The organism is Candidatus Glassbacteria bacterium (assembly GCA_019456185.1).
Taxonomy (GTDB): Bacteria; Gemmatimonadota; Glassbacteria; order GWA2-58-10; family GWA2-58-10; genus JAJRTS01.
Map to the genome: position 1 here is coordinate 7,049 of VRUH01000008.1, position 14,206 is coordinate 21,254.

Below are 14,206 nucleotides of genomic sequence, written 5' to 3' on the forward strand. Positions count from 1 at the left end.
CGTATCCTGGCTGCTGTGGCGGATGCTGAGATCCAGCCCGGCGCGCACCGTGAACCGGCGGCCGTCCCAGCGCGAATTTTCTCTTATCACGCTGAGCATAAACCACCCGTAGCGATTTATCCGCACCGTGCCCGTGCTGCCGTTGACCCAGTAGTAGGAGTAGGCGTAGCTGTAGCGCCAGCGCGCGCCGCGGGCCAGGGGGAGCAGCTCGAACGGGTTCAGCGCCGCCTCGGTGATTACAAATGCCAGATTGCTGTTCTGCATCGTGCTTGCACCTTCCCGGGGGATTTTTTATCGTTGCGTACATTGTTACTACCCATGAACCGCTAAGGGGGTTCCAAGCAGGATACGTGCCAGAGAGGGGTGTGCGGTGTAAGCGCTGTGATTTATGAAGATAGAAGGTTAAAGGCTGAAGCTTATATTGGTGGATTAAATATTGCGCCAATTACTGTTACTCCGTGAGTAACAGTAAATTTTACTTTATGCCGGGAGTATAGGAGAGCAGATTAATGTGGCTTCCATGTTTACCGCCGGATATTTCACCCTGAGTAGAGGCAGATGATAACTTTGTTAATCCTCCACTGTCTGGATTGAAAAATGCTTTTATCGTATGCATCCCCATGGAAATGTGGCGTTCTAAATAGAAGACATAACTGGAGTTATTTTGCCTAAGGAACGGCAAATCATAGCCGAAAGCAGTAAGATAACCGAAATTATAAAAATCGAGATATACGTGCGAGTTTTCTCCCGGAATTACAGGTAAGAAGTGTTGAAGAAAAATGGCGTTCAGCCGGCGTATTTCTCCATCGCGTTTTACCAGCGTGGCTACATAGGAGGTATCGAATATATTCAGTTGAACAAACGTTGTGTCCGGAGCATATCCCCAGTGGTAGATCGAGCGGCAACTGTCGATCAAAAAACTTACAGATAAGGAATAAGAATTCCCCTGCTGCTGGCTGCTGACTTCCATTACTTCCAGAAAAGCTTTTCCGTAGCGGGTATTTTGCGCGGTTTGTTCATATCCCCAGGAATAATCCGTATCGATCACACTGTACTCCCACTTGGCTCCAACCTCCAGAGGGAACATTTCAGGTGGAGTATAAACCGGTTTTGCCGGTGGCCCGCCGTCATCATCAGTAACCGGCCGCGTCGGTTCGTCCCCGCAACCGTTCAGCAGCAGAAACAGGACAAGCATGCCGATTTTGAATACTCTGGATTCCATTACCCCGCCTGCGTTGAATGTTCATGAAATAATATACGCAAGGTGGATGCCAATGGAGAATGAGAATGTAACGTATTTATTTTAAACGAGATAAGGCTTGGTTGAAAGCGGGAGGGATAATATATGTTACTAACACGGTAACAGTGGCGCAAAAAAGGGCGGACACATAGGTCCGCCCCTGCAACGAAATTTCGGATAATAAAACACCCGTAGGGGCGACGCATGCGTCGCCCGCCACAGAATTGGATTAAAATCTAGCTGATCCGCGTCCCCGGCGGGAGGTCCGCCTCCGGGTCGATCGTGGTCAGGCCGAGCAGCTCATCCTTGCCCTCGCCGGCAACCGCCGCCAGCACCATCCCCCGGCTCTCGATCCCCATCACGGTGCGCGGTGCCAGGTTGGCGCACAGCAGCACCTTGCGGCCCACCAGCGCTTCCGGCGTGTAATGTCCCTTGATCCCGGCGCAGACAGTGCGCTCTCCCAGTTCGCCGACATCCAGGGTGAGCCTGAGCAGCTTCTTGCTCTTGGGGATTTCTACGGCAGCGGTCACCAGCGCCACCCGGATATCCACCTTGATAAAATCATCGAGCGCGATTTTTGCCGAATCTTCCTTTCGCTGTTCTTTGTTACCCTGGTAGGTGGCTTCCTGGGCGCTGACCGCCTCGTCATCGATCTTGGGGAACAGGACCTCTACTTTGCCGATCTTGTGGCCCTCGGGTAATTTTGCGGAAAAATCCTGGCTCCACGGGTGATCGTGCCAGTCGTCGCTCAGACCAAGCTGCCGCCAGATTTTGACCGCCGAGAACGGCATGATCGGGTACATCGCCACGCTCAGCGCATAGACCGCGTGGGCGCAGATATTGAGCGCGGTGGCGCAGTCGTCGATATCGCTCTTGCGGCTGGCCCACGGGGCTTTGTCGTTGAAATACTTGTTGCAGAACCGGGCGAAATCGCCGAACGTGTCCGCAGCCTGGCGGAAGCGGAAATTGTCGATATGCTCTCCCACCTCGGCGGTGATTTTCTCCTGCCGCGCCAGCATCTCCTCGTCCAGTTCGCCCAGTTTTTTTGCACCCTGGCCGCGCGCGGGGATTTTTCCATCAAAATAGCGGCTGACAAAAGTCAGGGTCCTGTTGATAAAATTCCCGACAGTGTCGGCCAGCTCGTTGTTGTTGTGGGCCTGGAACTCGCGCAGATTGAAATCGGTGTCGCGGTTCTCGGGCATGTTGCTGCACAGGTAATAGCGCAGCGGGTCGGGCTCGAAGCGGTCGAGATAGTCGTGCAGCCAAACCGCGAAATTGCGGCTGGTGCTGAACTTGAGTCCTTCGAGGTTCAGGTACTCGTTGGCCGGCACGTTCTCTGGCAGCACGTACTTGCCGTAGGCCATCAGCGTGGCCGGGAACATCAGGGCGTGGAAGAAAATATTGTCCTTGCCGATAAAGTGCACCAGCCGGGTATTCTCCTGATCCCACCAGTATTTTTTCCACAGCTCCGGGTCGCCCTGCTGCTCGGCCCACTCGCGGGTGCTGGATATGTAACCGATAGTGGCATCGAACCAGACGTAGAGCACTTTGCCCTCGAACCCGTCGAGCGGCACGGGGATGCCCCAGCTCAGGTCGCGGGTGACAGCGCGCTCGCGAAGGCCGTCGGCCAGCATCCCGCGGCAGAAATTGAGCACGTTTTCTTTCCAGTAGTCCTTGCCGGCCAGCCACTTTTCAAGGCGCGGCTGGAGCTTGTCCAGTTTCAGGTACAGGTGCTCTGTCTCACGGACCACCGGTGTTGTGCCGGAGAGCTTGCTGCGCACGTCTTTCAGCTCCAGCGGGTCAATCGGCTTGCCGCACTTCTCGCACTGGTCGCCGCTGCACTCCTGGAAACCGCAGAAATTGCAGGTGCCCTCCACGTAGCGGTCCGGCAGGAACCTCTCCAGCTTCTCGTCGTAGAGCTGCTTCTCGGTGCGGGCGGCCATCAGGCCCTGCTCGTGGAGCTTGAGGAAGATGTCCTGGCTGGTTTCGTGATGGATCGGCAGGCTGGTGCGGCTGAAATGGTCGAAACTGATCCCGGCGCGAGAGAAAGTCTCCTTGATATGGGGATACCACTTGTCGACAACCTGCTGGGGCGTGATTCCCTGCTTGTCGGCGGTGATCGTAATCGGCACCCCGTGCTCGTCGGTGCCGCCGACATAGAGCACGTCGCGGCCGCTCAGGCGGCAGAAGCGGACGAAAATATCCGCCGGCAGGTAAGCCCCGGCCAGGTGGCCCAGATGGATCGGGCCGTTGGCGTAAGGCAGCGCGCTGGTGACCAGTACTTTTTTCTGTTCCATGCTGATATTCCCCGGCTGCAGCTGGTGAAAAAAACCGCCGCGGCCTGAAATTCCCCGGTGGCGGGGAGCGGGCCGCGGCGTAAGTCTGATTGAATCGATATTACATGCCGGCTGCGGACTTGAGCGCGTCCACCTTGTCGGTGCGCTCCCAGGTGAACGTGTCTTCCGTGCGGCCGAAATGCCCGTATGCCGCGGTCAGCTCGTAGATCGGCCGCAGGAGCTGGAGCGTGTCGATAATCACGGCGGGCTTGAGGTCGAACACCTCGCGGATCGCCGCGGCGATTTTCTCGACCGGCACATTATTTCCCTCGGCCTGGACGTAGACACTCACCGGTTCGGCCACGCCGATCGCGTAGGCCAGCTCGACCTCGCAGACAGAGGCCAGACCGGCGGCCACCACGTTCTTGGCCACGTAACGGGCCATGTAGGCCGCGCTGCGGTCCACTTTCGAGGGGTCCTTGCCGCTGAACGCGCCGCCGCCGTGACGGCCCATGCCGCCGTAGGTGTCGACAATGATCTTGCGCCCGGTCAGGCCGGCGTCGGCTTTCGGACCGCCCTCGCAGAAGGCGCCGGTGGGATTGATATAGACCTGGCGGCTCTCGACATTGTCCTTCTCGGCGTGCAGTTCCTGCTCGCTGACCAGTCCGGTGGGAGCCAGGACCGGGATCACCACCTGCTCCAGGATGTCGGTGCGAAGCTCGGCGAGCTTGTAGTCACGGGCGTGATGGCTCGAGACCACCACGTTACGGATCGCCACGGGCCTGCCGTCCTCGTACTCCACGCTCACCTGGGTCTTGCCGTCGGGATAAAGCTGGGGCAGCGTACCGTTTTTCCGGACATCGGTAAGACGGCGCGCGAGCTTATGGGCCAGGAAAATCGGCACGGGCATCAGTTCGCAGCCGCCATCAAGCGAGTCGCCCTCGCGGGTGGCGTAACCGAACATCATCCCCTGATCGCCGGCGCCCTGTTCCTTGAACAGCCCGGTCCCATCCACACCCTGGCTGATATCGCCGCTCTGGGGTTTCATCCGCACATCTACCTTGACCTCGTCGGCATGGAAGCCGATCCCGCTGGCCGTATAGCCGATCTTGCGGACCGTCTCGCGGGCGGTTTTCTCGAAATCGATGTTATCGATGCACTTCTGGCTGACCTCGCCGGTAACCACCACCAGGCCCTCGGTGGTCAGAGTTTCGCAGGCAACCCTGTTGCCCGGGTCAAGCCGCTTGGCCTCGTCCAGAACGCTGTCGCTGACCTTGTCGCAGACCTTGTCGGGGTGCCCTTCGGTCACCGACTCGGAGGTGAAAATATATTTGTTCGCCATTGCAAGTCCTTCCAATCCCGCGGATTGCCGATTGTATTAACAGGGACCCGTGAACGGGCGCCCATGAATTTCAATTCAGCCGTAAAGATATAAAGATAAAAGCCTTACTGCCAATAGGCAACAGTTAGCTCCCGGATAGCGGTCAGCAGCCGTTTCAGCCGTCCACCTCGAATGACGCGGGCAGGCTGTCCGGTCCCGGTTCCGGACGAACCAGCCCGGAGGCCGAATCGGCGTCGAGGTACAGGTGGCTGTCCGGATGACGCCGCAGGATCGTCGCCGGGCAGTCGGGATTTATCGCTTCGGACAGGGTTCGAGATACCGCCGTCGCCTTGCGCGCCTCGCCCACCACGCTGATAACTGTATTACAACGCATGATCCGGGTGATACTGATCGTAATCGCCCGCGCCGGGCAGTCCCGCCAGGAGTCGAACCAGCCCTCGCCGGCAAGCTGCCGGCGGCTCCTGCGGTCGATATCGATTACGCGAAATGTGCGCGGCTCGTCGAAATCAGCCGGCGGATCGTTGAGCGCCAGGTGGGCGGTCTCGCCGATCCCGGCAAAACAGATGTCGACCGGCTCGCGCTCCATCAACCCGGCGTAGCGTTCGCATTCAGCTTCGGGATCGGCGGCGTTGCCATCGATCAGGTAGTACTCTCCGGGCCTGGCCTTGTCGATAAAGCGTTCGTGAAGATAGCGGTCGAAACTGGCCGGATGATCGGTCGGCAGGCCGAGGTAGTCATCCAGGTGGAACATCACGGTCCTGTTCCAGGGGACGTCGGGCATGGAGCTCAGCTCATCGAGAAACGCGGCCTGGCTCATGCCGGTGCTGAGGATATACACCGCACGTCCGCGCCGGGCCACTGCCTCGCTGATCAAGTCCGCACCGAGCTCCGCGGCCGCGCGGGCCATATCTGTGTGAGTCGCGTATGCATTGACTTTCATCTGTTTTACCTTGCTTTCCGATAATTTCAGACTCAGGGTAAGCCGGAATTATCTTACCAGTGATTATTTGTACTCGCCCTCATGCCATAGAAACGCCCGGCCGGAGTTATGGAGCCCGTCGGCCCCTGCGTGAATTTTTTGCTGGATACTCTCCGGGCCGGTCCAGCCGTAGAACAGCAGCCAGCCGTCAACCGGCTCACCGGTGGCCGTAACGACCGGTGTCGGGTTATTGTAGTGCAATCCAGGCTGCGGCTCCAGCTCGTTCGCCAGGCTCCATGATCCGCCGTCATCGGTCGAGACCCACTGCTGAAGCCGGCCGCCCCCGTAGATCGGTACATTCACCGTGTCCCGGCTTACGGTCAGCCAGGCGCTCCAGTTGCCGGGACCCGTGCGGCGAAGGTAAGCGGCGGACCAGCTGCTGTTTGTCCGGACGACAGGGCGCATTGCCCAGTTTCCCTGTTCGCGCTTGATGAAGTATATCAGGTAGTCGGCCGGGCTGGCTTGGGAAACGGGCAGCAGGAACGCAGGCCGGCCGTGTTCGTCGAGAGCCAGCGCAGGCATGTTGGTCAGCCGGAACCCGGAATCGAACACCAGGCATTTTTCCGCGGATTCCCTGGTGACCGGCCTTTGTATCGGCTCTCCATCGATATTGAACAACTCTCCGCCGGCAATGTCCACCCGCAGGTAGTACAGGTTGTAGCGCTTGTCCTTGGAAGCTCGCATTTTGTAGCGCGGGTCCGGACCGCCGGAATCATCCTTGTAGACAAAACCGATATGCGCACTTTTCCTGTCGGGTCCGGGAATGATCGTGTGGTAGGAGCCCGCGTACGGGTCGAGGTGCCGCTGCGGCTGCTGGTCGAAATCCGTGACCGGCAGTGATGGACCGGACCAGCTTTGACCGTTGTCCGAGGAAAGCCGGTATGTCCAGTAGCCCATGTGCCCGAACACCCGGAAGTAGGCCAGCATGCCGCCGGCGACAGGCAGGAACCTCGGATAGCTGATCGATGGCGCGACCGGGGAGTCTTCTTCCCACTCGAGGATTGATAGTTCACCGGTGGCGCTCAGGTGCGTGCCGCTGGAGCCGTGGCAGCCGAACAGGATGTGGAGACGCTCCTCGCTGTCGAGCCAGAGCACCGGGGCGTAGTGATGATCGAACCGGGAGACCGTCCCGACCCGCACCGGCTCAGACCAGCGTTCAGCTTTGGTGTCGTAGCTGATAATGTGGGGATGCCCCAGGTTTTCATCTCTTCCCGCCTGGTAGACAAGATAGATCACGCCTTTATGCAAGATGGCCTGGGGTCCCATCCGCACATCATAGATCATCTTTTCCGAGCCGAAAACCGCGAACGGTTCGCCGCGCACCGGGCTGGCTTGCAGCTTTTCTCCGCCGGTAAAACAGTACACAGCCCAGGCCAACAGCAGAACCGAAAGGATTTTGGTATTTGGCGAGTTCAAGAAGACGGTTTCCTGGAGCTGTTGGAATTGTTAGAGTGAATCAACAAAAAATATCTACTTCGAGGAAGACGGGCAAGAGTTCAGCCGGGGCAGTGGTCAGGCAAATCTTGACAGCGCAGACGGCGGCTAGTACGCTTTTCATATACCCAGAACAGGGACCGTTCCGTGAAAATTCCAAGCTCAATTACCACACTTTTACTGTCGGCGCTGCTGCTGTGCCAGCCCCCCGCGGATTGCACCGCCGCGGACAGTAGTGACCGGCCCGGATGGTGGCTGGAAAACGGGATCTGTTTCGCCGGACACTGGGAGCCGCTGATCTTCCGGGTCAGGCGCGGACCGATCCCGACCGGTTATCTCAGGCGCTACGAATACGAGCACAGCCCGGAAGCGGTGCGCGGCCTGAAAACGGCCGGGGTCAACATGGTGATAACCCATTTCTACAAAGGCCTGGGGATGGAGTACGAGGCCGGGGAGCTGGCCTATACTGAAAAGCTGGCGCGGCATTGCCGGGAAAACGGGATGAAAGTCGGCGCCTATATCGGCTCGACCCTGTTCAACGAAACCCTCTACGCGGAGAAACCGGAGAGCCGCGACTGGGTGCAGCTGGACGAGAAGCGTGAGCCGGTAAATTACTCCTCCAGCCAGTATTTCCGCGACCGCGCCGACTGCACCCTGCCCGGTTACCGCGAGCATATCAAGGGCATAGTCACCACGGCGATAGAAGATTACGGGATGGACCTGATCCATTTTGATAATATCAGTTCCATGTTCGAGTTCCGGGCGGGTACGACAGAGAACATCCGCCACCGTTTCCGCGAATACCTCGAACAGACCTACACTGCCGAAGAGCGCCGGGAAATATTGGGATTCAGCGAGCTGGAGCTGATCACTCCGCCCCGTCTGGAGCGGGGAGCGATGGAACCGGTGTACGATCCGCTGGCCCAGGAATGGACGCGCTTCCGCGTTGCCGCCCTGACGGATTACGTCCGGGAACTCAGCGAGCATATCAAGGCCCTCGATCCCGAAGTGGTGATGGAGACCAACCCCCTGGGCCTGGCCGGATCAAACCGGGCATACACGAACGGGCTCTATCATCCCAGCCTGCTCGAGCACACCGATATTTTCTGGAGCGAGGACCCCGACCACGCCCGTTATTACCCGTCGGAAAACAGGCTGCTGAGCAAGATCCGCTCGTATAAGCTGGCACGCCGGTTCGGCAACGCGATGTTCAGTTACTCCAACAACCGGCTCGACCTGGTCGAGGCGATGGCGTTCAACCTGATGTGCCTGGGCGATGTCGGGTTCAGGATCATCCGGGACACGCCGGAGGATATGGACCTCGATGATTCCTACCGCTACTATTACACGCCCGAGGATACGCTGGACGACAACGACAGGGCCGAACTCAGCGAGCTGATTCATTTCTTCCACGACAACAAAAAACTCTTCCGCGGCTTGGAAACTATCGCAGACGTGGGTGTGATGCGCGATTTCGAATCGATGACCTTCGGCGGCTGGACTCCGTTCCTGAACACGATCCAGGCCGAGCAGGTCCTGATCCAGAACCGGGTGCCCTTCACGCTGCTCTTCGACAGGGACTGGGAGCGCCTGGAGCGCTGGAAAGTTGTCGTGCTGGCCTCGCAGGAGAACCTGTCCGACCATGAAATCGCCAGACTGAAAGAATACGTGGAGCGCGGCGGCGCCCTGGCGGTCGTGGGTTCGACGGGCACTTACGATGAGCGCCGACGGCAGCGCGGCAGCCGGGACAGTTTCAGTAGACTGCTGGGCCTCGGCGCTGCCCCGGCTGGAAAAGAGAAAAGTCTGCACGTGAACTTAGGGGCCGGCAGGGTGTTTTTTCTCGCCGGATTCACCGACCACCCGTCGGTCCGCAAAAGCACCGCCCAGGTCCACCCCGACAACTGGTATCTGCCGCTCAATTGGGAGGAATTCCTGGAGGGCCTGCGCTGGTGCGGCGGCGGCTCGTTCAGCATGGAGATCGAAACCCGGCCTCATGTGGTTGCGGCCCACTACAAACAGGGGAAATCTTTGCAGTGCCACCTGCTGAACTACTGGCCGGAACGGCCTGTCAGGCACATCCCGGTCGTTTTCGACCATCAGGGCGGCGAACCAGCCAGAGTGCTGCTCCATACCCCCGGCAGGGCACCGGTGGAACTGACGCCGGGTCCTTACCGGGGCAGGTGGTCGGTGATCGTTCCGGAACTCGTCCTGTACAGCATAGTTACGATCGATTGATTTGCCGAACAGGGGACTAAAGCCGCATGGGACTTACCCCGCGCCGCAATGCTGTTTATCTTTGTACAATATGGCGATTCAACCGCCGGAAAACAGATAAGATATCCCAGGCAAATTCTTACCCGTTAAACCAACCTTGAACGAGGAGTAATCATGCAGAGGGATGGCAAGGCAGGAAACGGCAGGCTCAGCCGCCGTCAGTTGATGGTAACCGGGATTGCCGGCGCCGGCGCGCTTGGCCTTAACGCAATCGGCGCCTGTCAGGCGCAGCAGGGCTCCCAGGCCAAGGAGGAGGGGGCGCTGGGCAAGCCGACCCGCAACATGAAACTCTCGCTGGCCGCCTACTCGATGCGTCAGGCGCTGAGCGCCGGCGAGATCGACCTGTTCGATTTTATCGACTGGTGCGCCGAGCTGGACCTCCAGGGCACGGAATTGACTTCCTATTATTTCAGGGAAAATGTCGATAACGCCTACCTGCACCAGCTCAAACTGCATGCGTTCCGCCAGGGTCTGGCGATCAGCGGCACCGCGGTCGGCAACAATTTCTGCCTGGCCCCCGGCAGCGCGGAGCGCAAAGAGCAGATCGACCACGTGAAACAGTGGATCGACTACGCCGCCGAGATGGATGCGCCGCACATCCGCGTCTTCGCCGGCCGGGCGCCCGATAATGTCGAGCTGGACATCGCTATCGGCTGGGCCGCCGACGGGATCAAGGAATGCCTGGAGTACGCGGAGAAACACGGCGTGGTGCTGGGCCTTGAGAACCACGGCGGAATCACCGCCCGGGCCAGGGACCACCTGGCGATCTGCGACCGGGTGGGCGACCACCCGAATTTCGGCGTGAACCTGGACAGCGGCAACTACCGCACGGACTGCTACGAGGAGCTGGCGATGGCCGCTCCGCGCTCGGTCAACGTGCAGATCAAGGTGACGGTCAGCGACAACGACCGCAACAGAGTACCGACCGACATGGCGCGGGTCCGGGATATCCTGGTCAACGCCGGCTACCAGGGCTGGGTCGCGCTGGAATACGAGGAAAAGGAAGACCCGAAAGTAGCGATCCCGCGCTATATCGCCGAGATGAAGAAACTGTACCTGGGCGTGTAAGCGGCTGAAACGAAGACAGTTAAGTAGTGAGCAAGAGGGGGCGGGCGCCCCGCCTTTATCGGCGGGGCATTTTTTTACCCGGTTACCTGTGCAGGTAAAGCACGGCGTGGCCGCCGAACGGGGCCGTAAGACTTACCCTCCCGCCGCCGTCGATCCCGAACCGGTCAGCCGTCACGCCACAGGTGGGGTCGAACCATTCGCCCTCCAGAGTGCCGGGGATGCCGCCCAGGTCGACTTCCACCGCGCCGCCGTCGGGCAGGTAGACAACCAGCTCCTCGCGTCCAGATTCAAGCACGGCCAGGCAGTAACCCGTACTGGCAAGCTCCGGGACAGGCTCGGCTGCCGTCAGGTCGATCCGCTCGGCGAACATGCGGGTAAAGCCCATGTTCCGGCGGATTTCCACGTATTCCGGCCAGTCTGGAATATTGTCTTCGCGCTGCTGCTGGGCGAACAGCGGTTCGAGCGGGTCCATGAACATCGGCTGAACTCCCCTGGTGAAACAGCGCCAGACCCACTTTCTGTTGCCGCCGATTCCCCACAGGTGGTCCGTGTCGGCGAGAACAATCTTCGAGCCGTCGGCAGGGGACGGGCCTTGACGGTACTCCTGATCATCGCCTGGATTGGGCGAGACCGCCTCGGCCGGACTGGCGAACAGCTCCGAGTTTTTCCCGCCCTGGTAGTGGAACGTCATCACCACCGGATGCTGCTTGGGTTTGGTTTTCTCGTACTCGTGGATATAGTCGATCATCGCGTAATGCCAGCCGGTGGAGTTCTTGTTGCTCTCGTTGCTGATCTCATAGAGGATATTATCCAGGTCGTTGAGCGTATCGACTACCTTGCGGATATAGGCCTGCTGGATGGCGGTGATCCGCTCGTCGGCAAGCTGGTGGATTTCCTCGCCCTCGCCGTTGCCGTTCAGGTCACCGTCAATCCCGTTGACATTGTTCGCGCGGTTGAACGGGTGACCCCACCAGGGGTTGCCGTAAGCGGAATCGCCCTTGTGGTTCCCCTTGCGCTCGATACTCCAGCCTTGGAACAGCATCACCATCACGTACATCCCGCGCTGCCCGGCCAACTCAACCCGCTCACGCAGCCTGTCGAAATAGACCGGGTTATAGCTGGTGACGTCGAATTTGGGCAGGCTGTCGGCCGCCAGGCCCGGTCCCGTGCGGCGGTAGCGGAACATGGGTCCGATCCGCGCCTTGGCCGTAGCGGGCGCCCAGCTGGCCCAGGCGGCGTTTTCCCAGGTCCAGAGACGGATGAAATTGCAGTTGTTGCTTTCCAGCAATTCCAGGTAGCCGTCGTAATCGAACGGCCGTGTGGAGTCGTCGGAGAACTCCTGAAGGTTGGCCCAGGTATGGAAGCCGGTCAGGTAGATCGCCTTGCCGCTGTTGTCGGTGAAATAACGCGGGTTGTCCGGATGGACACGCAGCGGGCCGGGGGAAGCATTAACCGGTTCCCGTGCAGGTCCGGCGCAGGCGGAGAGCAGGGCGAGAGTCAAGACGGTGATCAACTGAAGGAGATGGGATTGGAAACGGAGCATGACTGTCTCCTGGCGAGGTGGGTGGATTCCGCAAGAAAGTATCCCGCCCCGGATAATACCGCAGGCGGGTTGATCTTTTAAGCGGTCAACTGCCGCCGCCCCCGTCGCCGTCACCGACTTCCCAGTCCTCGATAAGTTTATTGATAAACGTCTCCACCTTGGTCAACTGCTCGCCCTCCCCGCTGGTAACGAACGTGAACGCCTTGCCGGCCGCTCCCATCCGTCCCGTGCGGCCAACCCGGTGGACATAGTCCTCGGCGTTGTCGGGGATGTCGTAGTTGATCACGTGGCTGATCCCGGTGATATCCAGTCCCCTGGCGGCGACGTCGGTGGCGATCAGGTGCTCGATCTTACCGGTGCGGAAATCGTCCATGATCCGCTCGCGTTTATTCTGGCTCAGGTCGCTGTGGATACAGCGGGCCTTGAATCCCTGCTTGCCCAGCCGCAGCGCCACCACGTCGCTCATCCGCTTGGTGTTGGTGAATACGATCGACTGGGTGGGGTTCTGCTGACGAAGCAGTCTGGAGAGCGTGTCCATTTTCCGGTTGCGCTCCACCGGGATGTAGCGCTGCCAGATCGATTCGACCGTGATCTCGTCCTTGCTGACATAGAGTTTCACCGGGTCGTGCATGAAACGCCGGCCCAGGTACTCCACGTTGTCGTCCATCGTGGCCGACAGCAGCATGATCTGGCGTTTTTCCGGACAGGCCTTGATGATCTTGATGATGTCGTCGCGGAAACCGATATCGAACATCCGGTCGGCCTCGTCCAGCACCAGCGTGTTCAGTTTGGACAGGTCGATATTCCGCTTGGAGATGTGGTCCAGCAGACGGCCCGGTGTGCCGACCACGATCTGCCCCGGCGTCTGCCGCAGCTCATCGATCTCGCTCTTGACCGAGGTGCCGCCGTAGATGCTCATCACCTTGAAGTCGAAACTGCGGCTGAACCGCCGCGCTTCCCAGCTCACCTGACGGCACAGTTCTCGGGTCGGCACCACGATCAGCGCCTGCACGGCTTTCAGGTCGTGGTCCAGGTGCTGGAATATGGGCATCAGAAAAGCGACTGTCTTGCCTGTACCGGTCTTTGCCTGGCCCAGAATATCCCGGCCCGCCACTCCCACCGGGATCACCTCGTGCTGGATATCTGTCGGCGTGCGGAACCGGTTGCACGCCAGGGCCATGACAATCTCGTCGCTCAGCCCCAGCGGCCGGAACTCGTTGTTGACGAACTGCTCGCTCTCACGGTCCAGATCCAGCAGCTCCGGAAATTCGATTCGCTGGGCTACGCCGCCCAGGTCGCTGCGTTTGCGGCCGCCGCTGCGCCGTATCCGTCCGCGGCGCGGGCCGCGCTTGTCGCCGCTCCTGGATTCCCGCTGCTGCCTGTGCCGCTCCCGGGAGTCGTCTCCGCCTGCGCTTTGCCCGTCGCCGGAGTACGCGCGTCCGCTCCGGCTCCTGTCTCCCCGGCCTCGTCCACGGCTTTTCCCGCGGTCTCCCTGGCGGCTGTCGCTCTCGCCGCTGTGACGGCCGTGTTCGGTCTGTTTCTGGCCGCTGGCCGCCTGGCTTCCCTCTGCGCCGCTACTGCGGTTTCCGCCCTGATTTTCCCGCTCGCGGTCCTGCCCGCCTCCTCCGGCAGAACCTCTGCCGCGCCCGCGGTTTCGGCTTCTCCGTCCACTCCGTCCGCCGCCGCGTCTACTGCTGGCGCTTTCCTGTCCGCGGCTGTCAGCCGATGAACTCTGCCGGCCGGGCCGCCGGTCGCCCCGGCTGTCGGCTTCGCTGTCTTTCTCACCGCCGCTTTCCCCCGCAAAAATGCCTTTAAGTTTCTGGTAGATCTTCAAACCTCTCACCTCTCCTGCAATCATGTGCCGTTACAGTTTGTCAATAGCGATCAACTTCTAAGAAAAAATTCGATAAGCTACTATTATAATATAACATGCGGTTTTTTGCACTGATTATTTCATCTGCCGCTCTTCGCTCAGCACCCGCTCCGTTGACACCCGGACTGGTAGCCGGTAGATTGTTTCCCGTCAACCAGATGCAACGAAACAGGAGAC

Annotated in this window: 9 protein-coding genes; 2 read left to right on the plus strand and 7 right to left on the minus strand. The window is 59.8% G+C overall.

What is annotated here, in order from left to right; genetic code table 11:
* Positions 1-475: 475 nt before the first annotated feature.
* From FVQ81_04640 to FVQ81_04660, 5 genes are all read right to left on the minus strand, one after another.
* On the minus strand, positions 476-1,222 hold the full coding sequence (locus FVQ81_04640) for a hypothetical protein (GenBank protein MBW7995856.1): 747 nt from the start codon (positions 1,220-1,222) through the stop codon (positions 476-478).
* 254 nt (positions 1,223-1,476) lie between these two features.
* Entirely contained in the window at positions 1,477-3,537 is a 2,061-nt protein-coding gene (gene metG / locus FVQ81_04645; GenBank protein MBW7995857.1) for a methionine--tRNA ligase, read from the minus strand.
* 100 nt (positions 3,538-3,637) lie between these two features.
* Positions 3,638-4,858, minus strand: coding sequence for a methionine adenosyltransferase (locus tag FVQ81_04650; protein ID MBW7995858.1), 1,221 nt, complete (start codon positions 4,856-4,858; stop codon positions 3,638-3,640).
* Positions 4,859-5,012: 154 nt separating this feature from the next.
* Complete coding sequence (locus FVQ81_04655) at positions 5,013-5,798, minus strand: glucosamine-6-phosphate deaminase (protein ID MBW7995859.1); 786 nt, start codon at positions 5,796-5,798, stop codon at positions 5,013-5,015.
* Between the two features lie 63 nt (positions 5,799-5,861).
* Positions 5,862-7,253: a hypothetical protein gene (locus tag FVQ81_04660; protein ID MBW7995860.1), complete on the minus strand. Its 1,392-nt coding sequence runs from the start codon at positions 7,251-7,253 to the stop codon at positions 5,862-5,864.
* A 165-nt stretch (positions 7,254-7,418) separates the two neighbouring features.
* Here FVQ81_04660 and FVQ81_04665 point away from each other — a divergent pair, with 165 nt between their 5' ends.
* Together FVQ81_04665 and FVQ81_04670 are read left to right on the plus strand one after the other, a co-directional pair.
* A complete protein-coding gene (locus FVQ81_04665; protein MBW7995861.1) occupies positions 7,419-9,506 on the plus strand; it encodes a family 10 glycosylhydrolase in 2,088 nt (695 codons plus the stop codon).
* Between the two features lie 153 nt (positions 9,507-9,659).
* Complete coding sequence (locus tag FVQ81_04670; protein ID MBW7995862.1) at positions 9,660-10,613, plus strand: sugar phosphate isomerase/epimerase; 954 nt, start codon at positions 9,660-9,662, stop codon at positions 10,611-10,613.
* 82 nt (positions 10,614-10,695) lie between these two features.
* Here the strand turns inward: FVQ81_04670 and FVQ81_04675 are convergent, their stop codons facing one another.
* Positions 10,696-12,156, minus strand: coding sequence for a cellulase family glycosylhydrolase (locus FVQ81_04675; GenBank protein ID MBW7995863.1), 1,461 nt, complete (start codon positions 12,154-12,156; stop codon positions 10,696-10,698).
* A gap of 85 nt (positions 12,157-12,241) precedes the next feature.
* Positions 12,242-14,014, minus strand: a complete 1,773-nt coding sequence (locus FVQ81_04680; GenBank protein MBW7995864.1) for a DEAD/DEAH box helicase — start codon at positions 14,012-14,014, stop codon at positions 12,242-12,244.
* Positions 14,015-14,206 lie beyond the last annotated feature (192 nt).